We start from the raw sequence: 20433 nt of genomic DNA on the forward strand, positions 1-20433 counted from the left end.
AATCGCCATCATTATAATGAAACTACGGCGCTAATTCACTAAAAGAAGGCTATTTATGACTCAATTAACGCCGGTCCCGTGGTGATAAAAGGAGTAATTGGCTCAGCAATCAGCATGTTTTATCAGGAAGATAAAGCTCATAACGAGTGATATTCAACGGCGTACTGAACGGGATATACCGGCATAACTCTTTGAGCGACATTGATTTCATTTTACGATAAAGTAACCAAAGGGTTTGCAATCTGTTATCTAAATAATATGGAGTCTGCCATGTACGATCGTTATCAAGGCTTGATCTTTGATATGGATGGAACGTTGTTAGATACCGAAGCCGGGCATCGGCAGGCTTGGGATGAAGTTCTGGCAAAGTACGGTATGAAGCTAGATTTGGAAGCGATAATTCCTCTGAATGGCTCCCCGTCGTGGAAGATTGCCCAGTTTATTATCGATAGCTATCAGGTCGATATGGATCCTTATAAATTGGCTCAAGAGAAGTTTGATATCGTTGAAGACATTGTTTTAGCCATGGTTAAACCGTTGCCGATTGTCGATGTTGTTAAAGCCTACAAGGGTAAACGGCCAATGGCTATTGGTACCGGCAGCATGCACGGTTTTGCCGATCGGCTATTACAGCACTTTGGCCTGAGTGACCACTTCGTTGCCGTGGTTGGCGCTGATGATGTACAAAACCATAAACCGGCTCCCGATACCTTTTTGCGCTGTGCTGAATTGATGAAAGTGAACCCCGGTTCTTGTGTCGTATTTGAAGACGCTCCTTTTGGCCTCCAGGCAGCAAAATCCGCCGGTATGGATGCTATCGATGTGCGCAATTTGTGAGTGACGCTTTAGCGTTGTTTACGCTGTTTAGCAGTAGCTTTTTAAGCGCCACACTGTTGCCCGGTAATTCAGAAATTCTGTTAGTGACGTTGCTAACAACGGTAAAAACTAATCCTTTATTATTGCTGGTGGTGGCAATTATAGGTAATACCTTAGGTGGGCTGACCAACGTTGTTATTGGTCGTTTAGCTCCGGTACCAAAGCACCACCAACGTTTAAAATTAGCCATGACTTGGCTACAGCGTTATGGTTCTCCGGCGCTGTTATTAAGTTGGTTGCCCGTTATGGGCGATTTATTGTGTCTGCTGGCAGGCTGGCTGCGTTTGCCCTGGTGGTCTGTAACATTCTTTATGTTAGTCGGAAAGTCATTGCGCTATACCGTTGTAATGGTGATTACGCTTAAAGGTCTGTCTTTTTTTAGCTGAAAAGATGGTGTTACGGACACCGTGCTTTGCTTTGGCAGGTTATTTGAACATTGATAACGGGAGGTCGAATTGATCCCGGACGTATCGAAAGCGCTTTCTTGGCTGGAAGCGCATCCTCAAGTTTTAAAAGGTATTCAACGCGGTATTGAACGCGAGACGCTTCGCGTGACGACGGATGGTCAGTTAGCCACCACGCCACACCCTAAATCCCTCGGTTCTGCATTAACTAATCGTTGGATAACCACCGATTTTGCAGAGGCATTATTGGAGTTCATTACACCAGTTGATGATGATGTTGACCATCTGCTGGATTTTTTACGCGATATTCATCGTCACGTAAGCCGCGAGTTGGGCAGTGAACGCATGTGGCCTTTAAGCATGCCGTGCTTTATCAATTCTGAAGATAAAATTGAATTAGCCCAGTATGGCACTTCTCATATCGGGCGCTTTAAAACCCTGTATCGGGAAGGTTTAAAGAACCGCTACGGCGCGCTGATGCAGACGATTTCCGGGGTTCATTATAATTTCTCGTTACCATTAGAGTTCTGGCAAGCGCGGGAAGGGATTACTGACGCTGAAAGTGGTAAAGAGAAAATTTCTGACGGTTATTTTCGTCTGATTCGTAACTATTACCGTTTCGGATGGGTTATTCCTTATCTGTTTGGCGCATCTCCGGCTATTTGCTCGTCCTTTATTAAAGGTCGTGATGTCAAAATACCGTTTGAGAAGCTGAAGACCGGCGTATGTTACTTGCCCTATGCGACTTCGCTGCGTTTGAGCGATTTGGGTTACACAAACAGTTCTCAAAGCAATCTGGGAATTACGTTTAATCACTTAGAGACCTACGTTGAAGGGCTGAAGAAGGCCATTTCAACTCAGGCAGAACAGTTTAAGCCATTAGACCAAAAGAAAAATGGCCACTATCAGCAGCTTAACAGCAATATTTTACAGATAGAAAACGAGTTCTATGCACCAATCCGGCCTAAACGGGTCGCGCGTGACGGTGAATCTCCTTCAGATGCACTATTGCGCGGTGGCGTTGAGTATATTGAAGTCAGATCGTTGGATATCAATCCATTCTCACCAATTGGTATTGATGCCAATCAGGCTCGTTTCCTCGATCTGTTTTTGATCTGGTGCGCGTTGGCCGATGCGCCTGAAATGAGTAGCGATGAATTGCAATGTACACGCTACAACTGGAATCGTGTGATTCTTGAAGGCCGCAAACCGGGGCAAACAATCGGTATCGGTTGTGATGCGGCCCGTCAACCGCTTGATGTGGTTGGTAAATCATTGTTTGCTGATTTGCTTCGGGTTGCCGAAGTCTTAGATGGGGCGAATAATAATTCGCAATATCAGAACGTATGCAATAAATTAATATCATCTTTTGACGATCCTGAGCTGACATTTTCCGGCAGAATGTTGCAGGCGGTCAAAGATGTGGGCATTGGGCGTTTCGGTTTGGCGTTAGCTGAGCAGTATCGTCACATGCTACAGTCAGAGCCCCTGAAAGTACTGACTGAAGAAGCTTTAGAAGCAGAGCGCATTGCTTCAATTCTGCGTCAGGAAAAGATGGAAAAGCAGGATACTCAAAGCTTTGACGAATATCTGGCGGAACAAAATCGCCGATAGTTAGATAAAAGAAAGGCCACAGATCTAGTGGCCTTATAAAACATCTCTACATGAGGGATGATAATAACGAGTGTTGTTCTAATATGTAGGACTAGTGGATAGCGAAAAGGTTTCCTATTAAGTGCAAAAAAAATCATTTTTTTTAGGGGGTGTCGAAAATGCCACTGTTAGATAGTTTTGCCGTTGACCATACCCGCATGTTAGCTCCGGCCGTACGAGTAGCTAAAACAATGAAAACGCCTCACGGAGATACAATTACCGTATTCGATCTTCGTTTTTGTCGCCCTAATATGGAAATTTTGCCAGAAAAGGGGATTCACACCCTTGAACACCTGTTCGCTGGTTTTATGCGTGACCATATAAATGGTAACGGTGTTGAAGTGATCGATATTTCACCGATGGGATGCCGTACTGGATTTTATATGAGCTTAATTGGTACGCCGGAAGCGTCTCGGGTAGCGCAAGCCTGGGCGGCGGCAATGGCCGATATTTTGAAAGTACAGGATCAAAAGAAGATCCCTGAATTAAATGAGTATCAATGCGGTACTTATGAAATGCACTCACTGGAAGAGGCTCATGCTATTGCCGGCAACATCATTAGTCGCGGTATTGGCATCAATCAAAACGATGAACTTGCCTTGCCGACAGATAAGCTTTCTGAGCTGCATCCGTAATATTTGGTTGGTTAGGACTATAAACAAAAAGCCCGTGTACTTATCGAAGTACACGGGCTTTTTAGTCAGAATCACTGTTAGTTAGTAATATTGTTGTATTATTGGCTACTTACCAACGGTTTTACCCAGTGATTCACCGATTACTGGTTCGATCCGCACCTGCTTAATCATATTATTATTCACTTCAAGAATATCTATGACGTAATGCTTAAACTCAACGCGCGTGCCCGGCGGTGGGATATCTTCTAAAAATTCCAGCAATAGGCCGTTTACGGTTCGGGCTGCCGATGTGGGTAAGCGCCAATTAAAGGCCTTATTCAGTTCACGAATGCTGGCGCTGCCATCTACTAACACTGAGCCATCAGACTGTGGTATCGCCTCTTCAGCCAAAGAAGGGGACATTGAGGTGGTGAAATCACCGACGATCTCCTCAAGAATATCTTCCACGCTCACTAATCCCTGAATATCGCCGTATTCATCAACAATAATGCCAACTTTTTCACGATTACGCTGAAACTTCACTAGCTGAACGTTTAACGGCGTGCCTTCAGGAATAAAGTAGATTTTGTCAGCGGCCCTGAGCATGGTTTCTTTAGTAAATTCGCTTTTTTCCATCATGAGGCGGTAGGCCTCTCTGACCCGCAGCATGCCGATGGCATCGTCCAGCGAATCACGGTAAAGCACAATACGGCCATGGGGAGAGTGCGTTAGCTGTTTAAGAATGTCTTTCCACTCGTCATTGACGTTAATACCGATAATTTCACTACGCGGCACCATAATGTCATCGACGCTGACAACTTCTAGATCCAACACCGATAGCAGCATGCTTTGGTAACGGTGGGAGATCAGCGGATTAGACGCATTAACGATGGTACGTAATTCGTCTTTGCTGACCGCGTCAGTTCCCTTAACGTCGGAACGTAATCCAAACAAATGCATAATTAGGCGGGTAATACCGTTCAATAGCCATACCAGCGGCGCCATAATTTTTTGCAACGGCTTAAGCAACAGGCTGCTGGGAAAGGCAATGCGCTCCGGGTAGAGTGCGGCAACCGTTTTAGGCAATACTTCGGCAAAGACCAAAATAATGAAGGTTAGTACCCCGGTAGCAACGGCGACGCCCATATTGCCGTAGAGGCGCAGGCCAACAACGGTTGCCAGTGATGAGGCCAGAATATTGACTAAGTTATTACCGATAAGCACCAGACTGATTAAACGATCTGGTCGCTGAAGCAGTTTTTCTACTCGGCGGGCCTGACGGTTGCCTTTGCTGGCTAAATGGCGCAGGCGATAGCGGTTTAGCGTCATCATGCCGGTTTCTGAGGCAGAGAAATAGGCTGAAATTAGCACCATAATGACAAGAATGATAATAAGAGTACCGGTTGATACATCGTCCACCGATTTATGCCCTCAATGATTAGCGGTAATCCGTTAAGTTAACTATAAGGACTGATTGCCAAAAACCTAGCTTAGTGGGCTAAAATTTCCTGAATCAAGCGACTGCCAAAATATCCTAGCGTTAGTAAAAATGCACCTGATAGGCTAAACCACACAACTTTACGCCCGCGCCATCCTTTACGGTAGTGGCCCCATAGCAGGATGATATAGACCACCCATGCGATGATTGACAGGGTTGTCTTGTGGATATTTTCCCGACCAAAAATATTATCCAGATAGACCACACCGGTTATTAGCGTCAGCGTCAGCAGAATTAAACCAACCTGAGTGATGTGAAACATAATGCGTTCGATAGACAGTAAGGGCGGCATTTCAGACGTAAAACTTAACTTCTTATTTTTTAGCTGATAGTCGATCCAGGCAAGCTGTATGGCATACAACGCGGCAATAATCAGCGTTGCGTAGGAGAAAAGGGCTAGGACAATGTGAACTAGCAGCGTTGGGCTATCTTCCAGATGCGTAATAAATTCCCACGGACTGAAGCTGGCCAGCGCAACGTTTATGATCGAGAAGCTATAAACAATGGGCAGTAAAACCCAGCCGCGATCTTTTGAGGCGACAAAGGTCATGATGCTGCTAATCAACAGGCTGGCTACGGAAGCCATGTTGAGCAAACTTAAATTTTGCCCATAATCGACATCAAAAATGCTTTGCTGTAGCGTGATTGCATGAAAAATAAGTGCAAAGACGGCTACGATCAGCGTCCAGCGACGATGAAAGCTTTTTTTTCTAAGCAGGCTTGGAATGACTAGCCCAAGGCTGGTTAGATAAGCGAGTAGTGATAGGATGGCAAAAACGGGCATAATGTTGATGTTTGTATAGGCCATGGAAAAAGTATTACCAGTATAGCCTTAGTGACGCCACCCTCCAACAGTTCTCAGCAAGTATCGATAACAAGCCTGCGTATTGTTCGTGTTATACTCGCTAAAATTAGTTGCCGCCTTGGCGGTTTATCATAACGTTGAGCATGAGACAGACGATGTTTGAAAACTTAACCGACCGATTGTCGCACACGCTGCGCAATATCAGTGGCCGCGGGCGGCTAACTGAAGACAATATTAAAGATACCCTGCGTGAAGTTCGCATGGCTTTACTTGAGGCTGACGTCGCTTTACCGGTAGTTCGAGATTTTATTAGCCGAGTTAAAGAGAGCGCCGTAGGGCAAGAAGTTAATAAAAGCCTGACTCCGGGTCAGGAGTTCGTCAAAATTGTCCGCCACGAGTTAGTGGTGGCTATGGGCGAAGAAAATAATGAGCTGAATTTAGCCGCTCAGCCTCCGGCGGTCATTCTAATGGCTGGTCTGCAAGGTGCAGGTAAAACCACCAGCGTAGCCAAGCTGGCTAAATTCTTAAAAGAAAAGCAAAAGAAAAAAGTATTAGTCGTTTCCGCCGACGTTTACCGCCCTGCGGCAATCCGTCAGCTCGAAACGTTGGCTGAAGCCATTGCTATCGATTTCTTTCCGTCAGACGCTCAGGAAAAGCCGGTTGATATCGTTAATAGAGCATTGCAGCAGGCTAAGCTTAAGTTTTATGACGTTTTAATTGTCGATACCGCCGGTCGTTTGCACGTAGACGAAGCAATGATGGACGAAATCAAACAGGTTCATGCCGCGATCAATCCGGTTGAAACCCTGTTTGTGGTCGATGCGATGACCGGTCAGGATGCTGCGAATACGGCGAAAGCGTTTAACGAAGCGTTATCGTTAACCGGCGTGGTTCTGACTAAAGTTGACGGTGATGCCCGCGGTGGTGCTGCGTTATCAATACGCCATATTACCGGCAAACCCATCAAGTTTCTTGGCGTTGGTGAGAAAACTGAAGCGCTGGAACCTTTCCATCCGGATCGCGTTGCTTCGCGTATTCTCGGCATGGGCGATATGCTCTCTCTTATTGAGGATATCGAAAGCCGCGTTGACCGGGAGCAGGCCGAGAAGCTAGCCACTAAACTGAAGAAAGGCGATGGTTTTGACCTAACCGACTTCCTCGATCAGCTCAAGCAAATGCGCAATATGGGCGGCATGGCTAATATGATGAGTAAGTTACCCGGAGCAGGTCAGATCCCGGATAACGTTAAATCTCAGATGGATGACAAAGTGCTGGTGCGAATGGAGGCAATGATTAACTCCATGACTCATAAAGAACGCGCTAAGCCTGAAATTATTAAAGGCTCTCGCAAGCGCCGCATTGCGACGGGTTCAGGCATGCAAGTGCAGGACGTCAACCGTTTGCTTAAGCAGTTTGATGACATGCAGCGCATGATGAAAAAGATGAAGAAGGGCGGTTTAGCCAAAATGATGCGCGGCATGAAAGGTATGATGCCGCCAGGGTTCCCGGGCCGTTAATGGCGAATGTCGCAATCCGCTAAAACAAGCCCCCTTTAGTCATCGGCTAAAGGGGGCTTGTTACATTAAATCTACGTAATTAATTCAGCCAGCAATGCTGCACGCTTTGGCAGATCTTCAATAATAATAGTTTCGCATTCTGTACGAGGGCCTGCTCCGGTAGCGCCAAACCATCTAACCTCGGGATCTCCATTGCCGATGAGTTGTACACCATAGCCGAGAATAATTAGCGCTTATTATTCAGTTTTAGTTTTTAATTTAATTTATTACTAAGTTTAAACTCCAATAGATGAGATACTCTGGCATTGGCGATTTAATTTTAGAGTCAGTTTGTTGAATTATCAGCAATGCCGGTTAAATTCAGGCTTTCTTTTAATGCAGAATCACTAATATCGGGCGCTTTAAGTTGCTTTTTGCGCCAGAATGAGTAAAATTTTCGGGCTTTTTATATTGCACCGGACCCCGTTCCTCGATGGGGGCCGTGTGTTTTATTAACTAAAGAGGATGTTATGGTAACAATTCGTTTAGCTCGTGGCGGCGCAAAAAAGCGTCCGTTTTATCAAGTTGTTGTGACCGACAGTCGTAATGCGCGTGACGGTCGCTTCATCGAACGCGTAGGCTTCTTCAACCCGCTAGCAGCTGGTCAAGCAGAACGTCTGCGTTTAGATCTGGACCGTATCAGTCATTGGACTGGTCTGGGTGCTACCGTTTCTGATCGCGTTTCTTCGCTGATCAAAGACGCAAGCAAAGTAGCAGCATAATTTGTCTGGGTGGCAGCAATGAGCAAACTACTAAATCCAATAGTTCTCGGGAAACTGGGCTCTACGTATGGTATTCGGGGTTGGCTCAGAGTTTTTTCATCCACCGAGCAGTCTGAAAGCATTTTTGACTATCAGCCGTGGTATATCCAACAGGCCGGTGAGTGGCGCGTTGTAGAGCTGGAAAGCTGGAAACGTCACAATCAGGATCTGATTATCAAGCTGAAAGGCATTGAAGATCGTGAAGTTGCTAATGCGTTAACCAATCGCGAGATTGCCGTTGATGCTGAGCAATTGCCTCCGCTAGAAGAGGGCGATTACTACTGGAAAGACCTTATGGGCTGCCGTGTAGTAACAACCGAAGGCTATGAACTGGGTAAAATCACAGACATGATGGAAACCGGTTCAAACGACGTTCTAGTGGTCAGGGCTAACCTGAAAGATGCTTTTGGGGCAAAAGAGCGCTTAATCCCGTTCTTGGATGGACAAGTTATCAAGAAAGTCGATCTCACTGCTCAACTTGTTGAAGTAGAGTGGGATCCTGGTTTCTAGCTCCGTAGCTGATGCGTTAAGCATCAAACGGTAGTAGCGGATGGAACGTTAACTATGTGGATTGGTGTAATAAGCCTGTTCCCCGAAATGTTTCGCGCGATTACTGATTATGGAGTAACGGGCCGAGCAGTAAAGAATGGCCTGCTGAGTGTAGAGTTCTGGAGTCCTCGTGACTTCACATACGATCGGCATCGTACCGTTGACGATCGCCCTTATGGCGGTGGTCCGGGTATGTTGATGATGGTTCAACCCTTACGGGATGCCATACACGCAGCAAAAGCAGCGGCAGGCGAAGGGGCGAAGGTTATTTATCTTTCGCCGCAGGGGCGCAAACTTGACCAACAGGGTGTTTGCGAGCTGGCAGCGAATCAGAAGTTGATTTTGATTTGTGGCCGGTATGAAGGCGTGGATGAGCGCGTAATTCAAACCGAAGTTGATGAAGAATGGTCTATCGGCGATTACGTACTCAGCGGTGGTGAACTTCCCGCGATGACATTGATTGACTCAGTTTCCCGCTTTATTCCGGGCGTTCTGGGGCATCAGTCGTCAGCAGAGGAAGATTCGTTCGCCGACGGTCTGTTGGACTGTCCGCACTACACTCGTCCTGAGGTGTTAGATGATATGGAAGTCCCGGCGGTTTTACTTTCGGGAAACCATGAATATATTCGCCGCTGGCGCATGAAACAGTCGCTGGGTCGAACCTGGCTTAGAAGACCTGAGCTTCTAAAAAGCCTAGCTCTGACTGATGAGCAAGCAATGCTGTTGAAACAGTTCCAACAGGAACACTCGCAGCAAGACTAATAAGGGAAGGGTAACCGTTCCCGCAGTTTCAGTTTACCTAGGGTAAGAGAGAAATTATGAGTAACATTATTAAGCAAATTGAACAAGAACAGATGAAGCAAGACGTACCTGCATTCCGTCCAGGTGATTCTCTGGAAATTAAGGTATGGGTCGTTGAAGGTACTAAAAAACGTCTGCAGGCATTCGAGGGCGTGGTTATCGCTATTCGTAACCGCGGTCTGCACTCTGCATTCACTGTTCGTAAGATTTCTAACGGCGAAGGCGTAGAGCGTGTGTTCCAAACTCACTCTCCAGTTATTGACAGTATTACTGTTAAGCGTCGTGGTGCCGTTCGTCAGGCTAAACTGTACTATCTGCGTGAGCGTACTGGTAAGTCAGCTCGTATCAAAGAGCGTCTTGGTAGTAAAGCTTAAGCAACATCCAAAGCTATTAGTTATATCTGGGTCTGGCTATTGCCAGACCCTTTTTTTATCCGTCAGTAACAGGATAACCGCCGAGGTTATACCCATCCCTTTGCTCTAAACTCGGTCAGAACGCTGACAAAAGCGGTCATCTCTTCCGGTGTTCCCAGCGTCAGTCGGTTCCACCCTCTGGCGGGTAGGAACTCTCTTCCGACGAAAACGTGGTATTCCTTCATTCTATCCTGATAGGTTTTTACCTCTCCGTTAACCTTATGGAAAATAAAGTTAGCCTGAGAGGGCAAATAGGCCAAACCGAGTTTGTCTAACGCGTTAACCACAATTTTTCGCGATGTCTCTATAGAGGTCTTGCTGATGGTCAGGAAGGTTTTGTCCTCTAATGAAGCGAGTGCTGCAACGGCACCGGCGGCATTAGTATTATCCAGGGAGACAAAGGGTTCAATTTGCATGATTAAATCTGGATGGGCGACCGCGTAGCCAATACGCAGACCGGCTAGTGCATAAATTTTTGAGAAGGTTCGGGTAACGATAACGTTTTTATTATCTTTAGCAATGAGCTCAATGCCGCTACGAAAATGCGGATCGGTAACAAACTCGGCATAGGCTTCATCGAGAATAAACAGCACTCGCTCTGGCGCTGATTTGATCCATGGGTCGATTAGGTCTGCAGCCGTGATGGTTGCGGTTGGATTATTTGGGTTGCACAGGTAAACAATCGAATAACCGGGGAAGTCATTCGCAGTTTTTTTCATCGTTTCAATGTCAAATGCCAGCTTTTCCGTCAGCGGTATTTTAATGGTTGGTACACCGGTGGTTTTAGCGTAAAGCTCAGCGTAGTTAAAGGTTGGATCGGGTGCGATAACCTGTACTTGCTTTCCTGCTTTTTGAGCCCGGTAAATGGCCATCTGAATGGCAGCCTGAATAGATTCTGATGACCCATTGCCCAGAGAGATTTGATTTGTATCTAACTTATGGGACTCTGCAATTTTTTCAATGAGCTTTTCTCTGGCAGCATCAGGGTAGCGAAACGAAGTCGGCAGAGCGGCAATCACGGCCTGCTGAGCTTTCTGTGACATGCCTAACGGATTTTCATTGAAGTTAAGTAATAACGGCTGCTCTTTAGTTGGCTGGAGCAACAGTTTTGTTGTTTTGTCGCCCGTTTGATTGTCGGTACTAGCCTTCGCGGTACTGGTTATTAAATTTCCGAACGTTAGCCCGCCCAGCAATAATCCAGATGATTTTAATAGGGTGCGTCTGTCCATGAAGTTTCTCTCTATTGTTGGTTTTATTTGTGGCCGCAAATAGCGGGCCCAACAAAATTAGCGAGTTCTGCGCACAATGTAAATACGAGCGACCGAAATGGTCAGATAATGGGGTAATGAGAAAGGTGATGACGCTGAGGAAATGGGCAATTTATCACCATATATCAATCACTACCTAGAGCGTAGTGATTGATATATTGGGAATAATTGATAATTAATCTTTGATATTATTGGTTTCAATAATTCGTTTAACTTTATCTGCCTGCGCTGGTAAATTTAACTGACGATAGGCATTTTCCATCAGCGGTAACGCTTCACGGGTTGCCTGAGAGTTAGGATAATCACGCAGCATTTGCTCAACGCGATTAACTACTGCAACATAAGCGCCGCGCTTAGTGTAATATTGTGCAACTGAAAGCTCATAGTTAGCTAAACGGTTATGTAAGAAAACGAGGCGCTTTTGGGCATCGGCCGAATAAGCACTTTGCGGATAATTTTGAACTAACTGAGTAAAGTCACGGAATGCATTACGGGCATGCTGTGGATCGCGGTCAGAACGATCGATACCAAAGAAGCTTTGTAAGGTATTATTGTCAAACGCCATGTCGGTCAGGCCGCGCATGTAATACACATAGTCGATGTTCGGGTGCGTTGGATTTAAACGAGCGAACCGTTCAATAGTTGCTTGCGCTAACGGCAAATCGTCTGATTTATAGTAAGCGTAAATTAAATCTAACTGTACTTGCTGTGAATAAGGGCCAAAAGGATAGCGGTTATCTAACGCTTCTAATTGGGTTATGGCTGCACGGAAATTACCGCTTTGTAGCTTTTCTTGGGCGGTTGAATACATTTCTGACGGTGGATTATCAGGAATGGTATCCGACGAGCAACCTGCCAACGCCAGGCTTAATGTGGCAGCAGCCACTAAATATTTCATACGCATCATGACGTTTTGCTTATCCTCAGAATGTTGTTCAGGGAGACTATCCGTTAAGCTCCCAATAAGTACAAGGTACAATACCATATTATTTTAAACGGCTTTACCGTCAAAACCCAACTTAAAACTTAAGAAGTTATTTATGTCACAGCAAGTACAACTTGAAGCAACGGTTGCCGAATCGCAACTCGGACAACGATTAGATCAGGCTTTGGCCGAATTGTTCCCTGATTATTCACGTTCTCGCATAAAAGAATGGATTTTAGAAGAGCGCGTTACGGTTAACGGACAAATTGTAGCCAAACCTAAAGAAAAAGTATTGGGTGGAGAGTGTATCTCAATTAACGCGCTGATCGAAGAAGAAGCCCGTTGGTTAGCCCAAGATATTCCATTAAATATCGTTTATGAAGATGACGATATCATTGTTATCAATAAACCGAGAGATTTAGTGGTGCATCCCGGTGCCGGTAATCCTGATGGAACCGTGCTGAATGCACTACTTTACCATTATCCGGCAATTGTTGATGTACCGCGCGCGGGTATTGTTCATCGTTTAGATAAAGATACGACCGGATTAATGGTAGTAGCCAAAACGGTTCCTGCTCAAACTCGGTTGGTCGAATCGCTACAGGCACGTGAGATTACCCGTGAATATGAAGCCGTTGCTATGGGTACCATGACGGCTGGCGGAACGGTTGATGCCAATATTGCACGTCATCCGACCAAACGCACCCATATGTCGGTGTATCCGATGGGTAAACCGGCGGTAACGCATTATCGGATTATGGAGCATTTTCGTGCCCATACTCGTTTGCGTTTACGTCTGGAGACCGGAAGAACTCACCAAATCCGCGTTCATATGGCTCATATAACTCATCCGCTGTTAGGCGATCCTCTATATGGCGGTCGCCCTCGGTTACCTAAAGGCGCTTCTGACGATTTTATCCAGACTCTACGTGGATTTGATCGTCAGGCACTGCACGCCATTATGCTGCGCCTGCATCATCCGATCACCGGTGAGTTGATGGAGTGGCACGCACCGTTACCGGAGGATATGGTGCAATTAGTCGCTGCTCTGCGTGCCGATACTGAAATATTTAAAGATGAGATGAATTGGTAGTGATTCCGTTGCTTAAGCCCGATGGTACTTTGCCCGCTGGCGTTCATGCCTTCAGCACAACGCGTAATGGTGGCGTCAGTCAGGCACCTTACGACACGTTAAATCTTGGTGCTCACGTTGGTGATGATGCCGGTTTAGTGTTGCAGAATCGTCAGCGGTTAGGTCAACAGCTTGGCCTGAGTCAAGATATTGTCTGGCTTGAGCAGGTTCATGGTACCGATGTTTTATGTTTGGAACACACTCTCCCCGATGTTTGTATGGCTGATGCTTGCTATACCCGAACGCCGGGGCAAGTTTGCGCCATTATGACCGCTGATTGCTTACCGGTACTTTTCTATTCGGTTAAGGGTAATGAAGTCGCCGCTGCTCATGCGGGGTGGCGTGGGCTTCAGGCCGGCGTTCTTGAACATACCTTGGCGCATTTTATCGCCCAGCCCGTGGATATCATTGCATGGCTTGGGCCGGCTATCGGGCCTCAACGGTTTGAAGTTGGGCCTGAAGTACGGCTGGCGTTTATGGATATAGATCCTAACGCGGAGCGTGCATTTTGTGCCAGAGGTGATAAATATTTAGCTGATATTTATATGCTGGCGCGCCAGCGTTTACAGGCTGCGGGCATCTCTCGGGTGTATGGCGGTGACTATTGTACCGTTAGCCAACCGGAGCTATTTTTCTCTTATCGGCGAGAAAAGAACACTGGTCGAATGGCCAGCCTTATTTGGTTTGATTAACCGTTTGTATCCTTTCTATTGCTTGATACGTTTCAAGAGTATTCATAATATATATTGACTTTACCCTTGAAAAGCGCATCAACAGCCTCATCTATACTGCATAGCAACATGTTAACCCTACTCTGGAGGTGTTATGCGTTTGGATCGTCTTACCAGCAAATTTCAGCTCGCCCTCGCTGATGCTCAATCGTTAGCGCTGGGGCGTGATAATCAATTTATAGAGCCTATCCACCTGATGAGCGCGCTATTGTCTCAGGAAGGAGGAAGCATTCGCCCGCTGCTGACTTCAGCCAGCGTTGATGTTAATCGCCTGCGTAGTGATTTAGACGATGCGTTAAGCCGCACGGCTCAGGTTGAAGGCACCGGCGGTGATGTTCAGCCATCGAATGAACTGGTACGTATTTTAAACCTTTGCGACAAACTGGCGCAAAAGCGAAATGATAAATTTATTTCATCAGAACTATTTATTCTTGCTGCATTAGAAGAACGCGGCCAGCTGAGCGATCTGCTCAAAAAGGCCGGGGCCACCGGCAGCAAAATGATTCAGGCCGTCGATCAATTAAGAGGTGGTGATAGCGTGAATGATGCGAATGCTGAAGATCAGCGCGAGGCTTTGAAGAAATATACCATCGACCTTACCGAGCGCGCAGAGCAGGGTAAGTTAGATCCGGTAATCGGTCGTGACGAAGAGATTCGTCGTACCATTCAGGTATTACAGCGCCGGACTAAAAATAACCCGGTATTAATCGGTGAACCGGGCGTAGGTAAAACCGCCATTGTTGAAGGCTTAGCCCAACGTATCATTAATGGCGAAGTCCCTGAAGGGTTGAAAAACAAACGGGTACTCTCTTTAGATATGGGCGCTCTGATTGCCGGTGCAAAATATCGCGGTGAGTTTGAAGAGCGGTTGAAAGCCGTACTTAGCGATTTATCTAAGCAAGAAGGCAACGTTATTCTGTTTATTGACGAACTGCATACCATGGTCGGCGCTGGTAAAGGCGATGGGGCGATGGATGCGGGTAACATGCTAAAACCGGCCCTTGCCAGAGGGGAATTACACTGCGTTGGTGCAACTACTTTAGACGAGTATCGCCAATACATTGAGAAAGATGCTGCATTAGAGCGTCGTTTCCAAAAAGTGTACGTAGCTGAACCTACGGTTGAAGATACCATTGCTATTTTGCGTGGGCTAAAAGAGCGTTATGAACTACATCACCATGTACAGATTACCGACCCTGCAATCGTTGCTGCGGCCACTCTGTCACATCGTTATGTTTCAGATCGCCAGCTACCGGATAAGGCCATCGATTTAATTGATGAGGCCGCGTCCAGCATTCGTATGCAAATAGACTCTAAGCCTGAACCGCTCGATCGTCTGGAGCGCAGAATTATCCAGTTAAAGCTGGAGCAGCAGGCGTTATTAAAAGAGTCGGACGATGCCAGTAAGAAGCGTCTTGAGATGCTTAACGATGAGTTAGAGCACAAAGAGCGTGAATATTCTGAACTGGAAGAAGAGTGGAAAGCTGAAAAAGCGGCGTTGTCCGGAACTCAGACCATTAAGACTGAACTGGAACAGGCAAGAACAAGCTTAGAACAGGCTCGCCGGGTTGGCGATCTGGCGCGAATGTCTGAGCTGCAATACGGTAAAATTCCTGAGCTTGAAAAGCAGCTAGCCTCGGCCATGCAGTCCGAAGGTAAGACCATGAAGCTACTGCGTAACCGCGTTACCGATGCGGAAATTGCCGAAGTATTGGCTAAAGCTACCGGCATTCCGGTTGACCGGATGTTGGAAGGGGAGCGCGACAAACTGTTACGCATGGAGCAAGATCTCCATCATCGGGTTATCGGGCAAAACGAGGCGGTTGAGGCCGTATCTAACGCTATTCGTCGTAGCCGCGCTGGATTATCCGATCCCAATCGGCCGATTGGTTCGTTCCTGTTCCTTGGCCCGACCGGCGTGGGTAAAACTGAACTAGGTAAGGCATTGGCAAACTTTATGTTTGACAGTGATGACGCCATGGTACGGATCGATATGTCTGAGTTTATGGAAAAACATACGGTTTCTCGTTTGGTGGGCGCGCCTCCGGGATATGTTGGTTACGAAGAAGGCGGTTATCTGACCGAGGCTATCCGTCGCCGTCCTTATTCTGTCATATTATTGGACGAAGTTGAGAAGGCTCACCCGGACGTATTTAATATTCTGCTTCAGGTATTAGATGATGGTCGTTTAACCGACGGACAGGGTCGTACCGTCGATTTCCGCAATACTGTGGTGATTATGACCTCTAATCTGGGATCGGATTTAATTCAGGAGCGCTTTGGCCAGTTTAGCTATAGCGAAATGAAAGATTTGGTTATGGAGGCTGTAAGCCATCACTTCCGTCCGGAGTTTATTAACCGTATCGATGAAACGGTGGTATTTCATCCGTTGGCAGAAAGCCAAATTATGTCGATTGCCCGTATTCAACTGGCGCGTTTATACAAACGTCTGGAAGATCGAGGCTATATGGTTAGCATTACTGATGATGCGCTGGCGCTGTTATCGAAAGAGGGTTTCGATCCGGTATATGGTGCCCGTCCGCTGAAAAGGGCTATACAGCAGGAGATCGAAAACCCATTGGCTCAGCAAATTCTGTCAGGAAAGCTGCTGCCGGGCGTTCCCGCTGTTTTAGACGTTGATGGCGATAAGATTGTGGCCAAACAGTAATGATTAACCGGTAGAAATATAAAAGGGTGACGGTCGGTCACCCTTTTATTTTGTCTGAATCCTGTAGCGTTCAGCCGTCGGACGCATTTTTTATTTTTTCCCAACTCAGACCAAACCGGACTAAATATTTTCTTAATCGGTCAGCATCGTTAGGATGCTGTTTTTGTTGGCGGGATACTGCGAATAGCTTTCTTCCGGCTTCCGACAGGCTTGAACTTGTCCGACAAACGTCAATAACAGATTTCAACTGATAGCGGTCGAACAAATCAATGGGTTGCTCTAACTCCGGTAATAAGTTGCTTTCAGTGGTATATCCCCAGCTATTCTGCAGGCGTTCTATCTCATCGGACACGACCGAATCGGTAATTCGTCCTGATTCAGCCAGCGTCGCCATGCGGGTTACTGATGCTCCTAATTCCCTGAAGTTACCTGACCATAATGCGTCTGATGAAGTCGCAAACGACAGATATTTACGCCTAGACTCCGCGTTAAACCGGCTTTGCTCACCCTGTTCTCTGGCAAAACGGGCCAGTTCATAATCGAGATTTGGCTCGATGTCTTCTCTACGCTGTGCCAGCCCCGGTAGCTTATAGGTCCACAGGTTAATGCGCGCGTAAAGGTCTTCTCGAAACAGGCCTTCACTGACCTGCTTGCGTAGGTCCCGATGGGTTCCGGCAATCAATTGGAAGTGACTTTGTACTTCTTTATCGCTGCCAAAAGGAAAGAAGCGCTTTTCTTCAATTGCTTTAAGCAGCATTGCCTGCTCATCCAAACCGAGCTCTCCGATCTCATCTAAAAAAAGCATGCCATTATCTGCGGCCCTAAGCAGGCCGAAGCGATCGGTTTGAGCACCGGTAAATGCACCTTTAACATGGCCGAATAGCGTCGACATTGCGCTATCACCGCGTAAAGTTGCACAGTTTACTTCTACGAATCTCCCGCTAATTTGGTGTTTGTCTAACTTTAATTCGTAAATACGATGGGCTAGAAATGATTTACCCGCCCCCGTAGGGCCAATCATCAGGATTGGAGCTTTTGACCGAATGGCAACGCGTTCGATTTCTTCAATTAAACGGTTGAATATCGCATTGCGGGTTGCTATACCGGCCTTTAAATAGGAAACAGAGTTCTCACTGATCTGGCGAAAGCGGGTAGAAATTTTATCGTATCGGCTGAGATCGAGATCGATGGTGGCGTAGCTACCGGCAGGGTCTGCTGCTTGCGCTTCACCTTTTCTTTCTCTGACCGGCATCGTTTGGACCAGCTTAGCCGGTAAATAGCGCGCTTCAGTCAACAAGTACCAACATATTTGTACGACGTGGGTGCCGGTAGTGATATGAACTAAGTATTCTTCATTTTCAGGATCGAAAGGGTAGCGTTCGGCAAAATCTAATAGCGTGGTATAAACCTCTTCAATATCCCACGGATCGCGCAACACGATAGGAACCAGCTTAACCTGTGTTGACGGTGACGCTTGAATAATATCCTGAGCAACTTGCTCAGCCATTACACGATCTTTTGACTGATGTAGCAGTTCTAGCCGATCGATAGGAAAGCCGGTTTGCTGACAAAGGCCTACCGTAGGACGCCATTTGTTCCATCGATTCTCACGCTTTCCGCGCTTGTCTAATACGGTTCCTAAAACGCCAATAGCGACCCGTTTCATCATTTATCCTTAAATATAAAAGCTATCTCAAAGAATAAGATATTTCATGGCAGAGTACGAGACCTCTAATCACCATAGCGGAGTAATTTATATAATAAGTATTATTATCAGTTGGTTATTTTATGTTTGGCGATGTTGGCATAGTATTCGCAATGCTATATTTTGTAGCATCGTTTTCTGATGCCTGAATGATGAAAGAAGGAACAGCATAATGAAAAAGGATTTACTTTTAGGTCGGCTAAATTTACCTGCCAGCGATCATCCAGTTTCAGACGAAATGCGTAGCCGAATACTTGCTGAGTTAAAGATTATTGAAGAGAAATTTAACGTAGCGATCCTCTATGCCTGCGAGTCGGGTAGCCGTGGGTGGGGGTTTGCTTCTACGGATAGTGATTACGATGTACGCTTCATTTATGTACATAAAGCCGAATGGTACCTAACCGTTGAAGCGGGGCGTGACGTTATTGAACGGCCGTTGGATGATGAATTAGATATCAGCGGTTGGGAATTACGTAAAACGTTAGGGTTGCTTAAACGGGCAAACCCAACGCTGCTAGAATGGCTGGATTCCCCTATTGTCTACCGGGAAGATAAGGTATTTATGGACGAGCTTCGCCTGCTGGCAAATGAATTTTTTTCAACTGTCCGAGCCAGATATCACTATCTATCAATGGCGAAGAAAAACTTCCGCGGGTATCTACAGGGCGATACTGTCAGGTTGAAAAAATACTTGTATGTATTACGTCCATTGTTAGCCGTTAAGTGGATAGATGAGCGGGCCAGCGTGTCTCCGATGCCATTCTCTTTGCTATTAGATATTCTTAATTCTGGTGAATACGGTGAGTTAATCGCTGAGATTGATTACCTGCTGGAGGTCAAACGGGCAAATACCGAATCTCAGTATGGTGAGAAGCTGGTGCATATACATAATTTTATTGAACAAGAGCTAGATAGGTATGGCTTAAACGCTTTTGATGCAGATAAAGATGAGCATCTTCCCGATGTTTCTGTACTAGATAGCCTATTAAGAAAATGCGTGATGTCCTAATTTGAAGCACTAAATCAAAGAGCCCTGAGAATTTCTAATGTGCTCCTTTTCATAGTTAAGAATAATGGCGCAATAGTTAAGCTGACCATAAAGGCTGATAGGCAGGTAACAATTATCATACCTAACGGATGGCTGGGGTATACCCCAGTCATCCTAATCGCAATAATGATTAATGATAGGCATGCAACGCTTAACCAGTATTCAAGCGAAATAGTGCTGGGAACGGTATCCGATTTCGGCATACGAAGTAGGTAAATAAAAATGATTAATCCGCCCAGCAAGGTGCTTGTGTGTTGTAAGACTTTAGATAGGGCGACTGGATAGTGAAATAGATCTAGAGTGGTTAACGCATAGTTAAAGTGTGTGACAAAAAATGCATTCTGGTGAGTAAAGCTATCCCAGAATAGATGAGAGAGGATACCGAACATAATAGAAAGAAGCAGTTTTGATTTATTATTTTTAACATATGGCATCCACTTAAATTTGGTTATAGGTGATAAACGGTATTGTAAAAAGTGGGGTAGGTTGCTTATCAATGTATTTCTAATTAGATAATGGAATAGAAAAGTCATCAGTAAGGCTACAGGAATATCAAAAAAGAAGATGCCGGGTAATGAATGACTGTAAAGGCTTTTCACTTCCATTCTGAAAAAATATTCAAAATCCGGCACTATGCTGCCAGCAATCATTCCGGTCATGGAGAATTTTCGGGGTAGAAATGAACCAAAAGGTAAAACAATCGCCGGATGAGCAAAGGTAAATGGCATAGTAGACCTTGAATTTCGATGATGAACTAATGCCGATACTCTGTTTGTGCTGTGTGAAAATAAAATGAAGTAAAAACTAATTCATGGTTCTAAATTGTTCAATGTGACCGTATTACTCGATAAAAACCATTCTTATGGTGAATAAATAAGCGCTTGGCTTACTTTTTTGAATTAACGCTTGCCAGATGATTCTCAGACCCTATAATGCGCCTCCACTGACACGGCAAACCGCCGTTCAGCGCGAGGCGTTCAGGCAAAAATCTCAGATTTAATCCTTGACTCTCCGGCGGGTTAGCGT

19 protein-coding genes are annotated in these 20433 nt (G+C 45.9%); 13 read left to right on the top strand and 6 right to left on the bottom strand.

Translation table 11 applies throughout. The annotated features are described in order from the left end of the window. Positions 1-270 precede the first annotated feature (270 nt). The 4 genes from yqaB (at position 271) to luxS (ending at position 3568) form a co-directional block, all read left to right on the top strand. Complete coding sequence (yqaB, locus tag GVI43_RS10255) at positions 271-837, top strand: fructose-1-phosphate/6-phosphogluconate phosphatase (RefSeq protein WP_159566762.1); 567 nt, start codon at positions 271-273, stop codon at positions 835-837. Continuing rightward, on the top strand, positions 834-1262 hold the full coding sequence (locus GVI43_RS10260) for a YqaA family protein (RefSeq protein ID WP_159566763.1): 429 nt from the start codon (positions 834-836) through the stop codon (positions 1260-1262). Before yqaB ends, GVI43_RS10260 begins: the two co-directional genes overlap by 4 nt. Before the next feature lie 69 nt (positions 1263-1331). Beyond that, complete coding sequence (gene gshA / locus GVI43_RS10265) at positions 1332-2894, top strand: glutamate--cysteine ligase (RefSeq protein ID WP_159566764.1); 1563 nt, start codon at positions 1332-1334, stop codon at positions 2892-2894. A 158-nt stretch (positions 2895-3052) separates the two neighbouring features. Then, a complete protein-coding gene (gene luxS, locus GVI43_RS10270; protein ID WP_159566765.1) occupies positions 3053-3568 on the top strand; it encodes an S-ribosylhomocysteine lyase in 516 nt (171 codons plus the stop codon). 105 nt (positions 3569-3673) lie between these two features. Here the strand turns inward: luxS and GVI43_RS10275 are convergent, their stop codons facing one another. Beyond that, positions 3674-4966 carry a CNNM domain-containing protein gene (locus GVI43_RS10275; protein ID WP_159566766.1) on the bottom strand — a complete coding sequence of 431 codons (1293 nt, stop codon included), beginning with the start codon at positions 4964-4966 and terminating at the stop codon, positions 3674-3676. A gap of 71 nt (positions 4967-5037) precedes the next feature. After that, positions 5038-5829: a cytochrome C assembly family protein gene (locus GVI43_RS10280; RefSeq protein ID WP_159566789.1), complete on the bottom strand. Its 792-nt coding sequence runs from the start codon at positions 5827-5829 to the stop codon at positions 5038-5040. 176 nt (positions 5830-6005) lie between these two features. Here GVI43_RS10280 and ffh point away from each other — a divergent pair, with 176 nt between their 5' ends. The 5 genes from ffh to rplS all read left to right on the top strand — a co-directional run bounded on the left by ffh (position 6006) and on the right by rplS (position 9891). Then, positions 6006-7367 (top strand): signal recognition particle protein, encoded by a 1362-nt coding sequence (gene ffh, locus GVI43_RS10285; RefSeq protein WP_159566767.1) that lies wholly within the window; start codon positions 6006-6008, stop codon positions 7365-7367. Between the two features lie 509 nt (positions 7368-7876). Further along, positions 7877-8128 carry a 30S ribosomal protein S16 gene (rpsP, locus tag GVI43_RS10290; protein ID WP_159566768.1) on the top strand — a complete coding sequence of 84 codons (252 nt, stop codon included), beginning with the start codon at positions 7877-7879 and terminating at the stop codon, positions 8126-8128. Positions 8129-8146: 18 nt separating this feature from the next. After that, complete coding sequence (rimM, locus tag GVI43_RS10295) at positions 8147-8677, top strand: ribosome maturation factor RimM (protein ID WP_159566769.1); 531 nt, start codon at positions 8147-8149, stop codon at positions 8675-8677. Between the two features lie 54 nt (positions 8678-8731). Further along, entirely contained in the window at positions 8732-9478 is a 747-nt protein-coding gene (gene trmD, locus GVI43_RS10300; RefSeq protein ID WP_159566770.1) for a tRNA (guanosine(37)-N1)-methyltransferase TrmD, read from the top strand. A 56-nt stretch (positions 9479-9534) separates the two neighbouring features. Next, positions 9535-9891, top strand: a complete 357-nt coding sequence (rplS, locus tag GVI43_RS10305; RefSeq protein WP_159566771.1) for a 50S ribosomal protein L19 — start codon at positions 9535-9537, stop codon at positions 9889-9891. A gap of 86 nt (positions 9892-9977) precedes the next feature. On the opposite strand, the gene GVI43_RS10310 is transcribed toward rplS, so the two are convergent. Both GVI43_RS10310 and bamD read right to left on the bottom strand, forming a co-directional pair. Then, positions 9978-11159, bottom strand: a complete 1182-nt coding sequence (locus tag GVI43_RS10310; protein WP_159566772.1) for a pyridoxal phosphate-dependent aminotransferase — start codon at positions 11157-11159, stop codon at positions 9978-9980. A 214-nt stretch (positions 11160-11373) separates the two neighbouring features. After that, positions 11374-12105 carry an outer membrane protein assembly factor BamD gene (gene bamD / locus GVI43_RS10315; RefSeq protein WP_159566773.1) on the bottom strand — a complete coding sequence of 244 codons (732 nt, stop codon included), beginning with the start codon at positions 12103-12105 and terminating at the stop codon, positions 11374-11376. Between the two features lie 133 nt (positions 12106-12238). Between bamD and rluD the strand changes: the two genes are divergently transcribed. From rluD to clpB, 3 genes are all read left to right on the top strand, one after another. Next, a complete protein-coding gene (rluD, locus tag GVI43_RS10320) occupies positions 12239-13216 on the top strand; it encodes a 23S rRNA pseudouridine(1911/1915/1917) synthase RluD (protein ID WP_159566774.1) in 978 nt (325 codons plus the stop codon). Continuing rightward, entirely contained in the window at positions 13216-13947 is a 732-nt protein-coding gene (gene yfiH, locus GVI43_RS10325; RefSeq protein ID WP_159566775.1) for a purine nucleoside phosphorylase YfiH, read from the top strand. Before rluD ends, yfiH begins: the two co-directional genes overlap by 1 nt. Positions 13948-14080: 133 nt before the next feature. Next, the gene (gene clpB / locus GVI43_RS10330; protein ID WP_159566776.1) at positions 14081-16654 is read left to right on the top strand and encodes an ATP-dependent chaperone ClpB; all 2574 of its coding nucleotides are present in this window, start codon (positions 14081-14083) and stop codon (positions 16652-16654) included. A gap of 70 nt (positions 16655-16724) precedes the next feature. Here the strand turns inward: clpB and rtcR are convergent, their stop codons facing one another. Continuing rightward, complete coding sequence (rtcR, locus tag GVI43_RS10335) at positions 16725-18323, bottom strand: RNA repair transcriptional activator RtcR (protein WP_159566777.1); 1599 nt, start codon at positions 18321-18323, stop codon at positions 16725-16727. A gap of 208 nt (positions 18324-18531) precedes the next feature. Between rtcR and GVI43_RS10340 the strand changes: the two genes are divergently transcribed. Next, the gene (locus GVI43_RS10340) at positions 18532-19368 is read left to right on the top strand and encodes a nucleotidyltransferase domain-containing protein (protein WP_159566778.1); all 837 of its coding nucleotides are present in this window, start codon (positions 18532-18534) and stop codon (positions 19366-19368) included. Between the two features lie 14 nt (positions 19369-19382). On the opposite strand, the gene GVI43_RS10345 is transcribed toward GVI43_RS10340, so the two are convergent. Further along, positions 19383-20135 (bottom strand): DUF4184 family protein, encoded by a 753-nt coding sequence (locus tag GVI43_RS10345; RefSeq protein WP_159566779.1) that lies wholly within the window; start codon positions 20133-20135, stop codon positions 19383-19385. Positions 20136-20433: the final 298 nt, after the last annotated feature.

This window comes from Budvicia diplopodorum (genome assembly GCF_009800925.1).
Lineage (GTDB): Bacteria > Pseudomonadota > Gammaproteobacteria > Enterobacterales > Enterobacteriaceae > Budvicia > Budvicia diplopodorum.

What these genes read in the sequence shown, in the direction of transcription:
- yqaB (WP_159566762.1), top strand. Translation starts at nt 271, where the DNA reads ATGTACGATCGTTATCAAGGCTTGATCTTTGATATGGATGGAACGTTG.
- luxS (WP_159566765.1), top strand. Translation starts at nt 3,053, where the DNA reads ATGCCACTGTTAGATAGTTTTGCCGTTGACCATACCCGCATGTTAGCT.
- GVI43_RS10280 (WP_159566789.1), bottom strand. Translation starts at nt 5,829, where the DNA reads ATGCCCGTTTTTGCCATCCTATCACTACTCGCTTATCTAACCAGCCTT.
- ffh (WP_159566767.1), top strand. Translation starts at nt 6,006, where the DNA reads ATGTTTGAAAACTTAACCGACCGATTGTCGCACACGCTGCGCAATATC.
- rpsP (WP_159566768.1), top strand. Translation starts at nt 7,877, where the DNA reads ATGGTAACAATTCGTTTAGCTCGTGGCGGCGCAAAAAAGCGTCCGTTT.
- rimM (WP_159566769.1), top strand. Translation starts at nt 8,147, where the DNA reads ATGAGCAAACTACTAAATCCAATAGTTCTCGGGAAACTGGGCTCTACG.
- trmD (WP_159566770.1), top strand. Translation starts at nt 8,732, where the DNA reads ATGTGGATTGGTGTAATAAGCCTGTTCCCCGAAATGTTTCGCGCGATT.
- rplS (WP_159566771.1), top strand. Translation starts at nt 9,535, where the DNA reads ATGAGTAACATTATTAAGCAAATTGAACAAGAACAGATGAAGCAAGAC.
- GVI43_RS10310 (WP_159566772.1), bottom strand. Translation starts at nt 11,159, where the DNA reads ATGGACAGACGCACCCTATTAAAATCATCTGGATTATTGCTGGGCGGG.
- bamD (WP_159566773.1), bottom strand. Translation starts at nt 12,105, where the DNA reads ATGATGCGTATGAAATATTTAGTGGCTGCTGCCACATTAAGCCTGGCG.
- rluD (WP_159566774.1), top strand. Translation starts at nt 12,239, where the DNA reads ATGTCACAGCAAGTACAACTTGAAGCAACGGTTGCCGAATCGCAACTC.
- clpB (WP_159566776.1), top strand. Translation starts at nt 14,081, where the DNA reads ATGCGTTTGGATCGTCTTACCAGCAAATTTCAGCTCGCCCTCGCTGAT.
- rtcR (WP_159566777.1), bottom strand. Translation starts at nt 18,323, where the DNA reads ATGATGAAACGGGTCGCTATTGGCGTTTTAGGAACCGTATTAGACAAG.
- GVI43_RS10340 (WP_159566778.1), top strand. Translation starts at nt 18,532, where the DNA reads ATGAAAAAGGATTTACTTTTAGGTCGGCTAAATTTACCTGCCAGCGAT.
- GVI43_RS10345 (WP_159566779.1), bottom strand. Translation starts at nt 20,135, where the DNA reads ATGCCATTTACCTTTGCTCATCCGGCGATTGTTTTACCTTTTGGTTCA.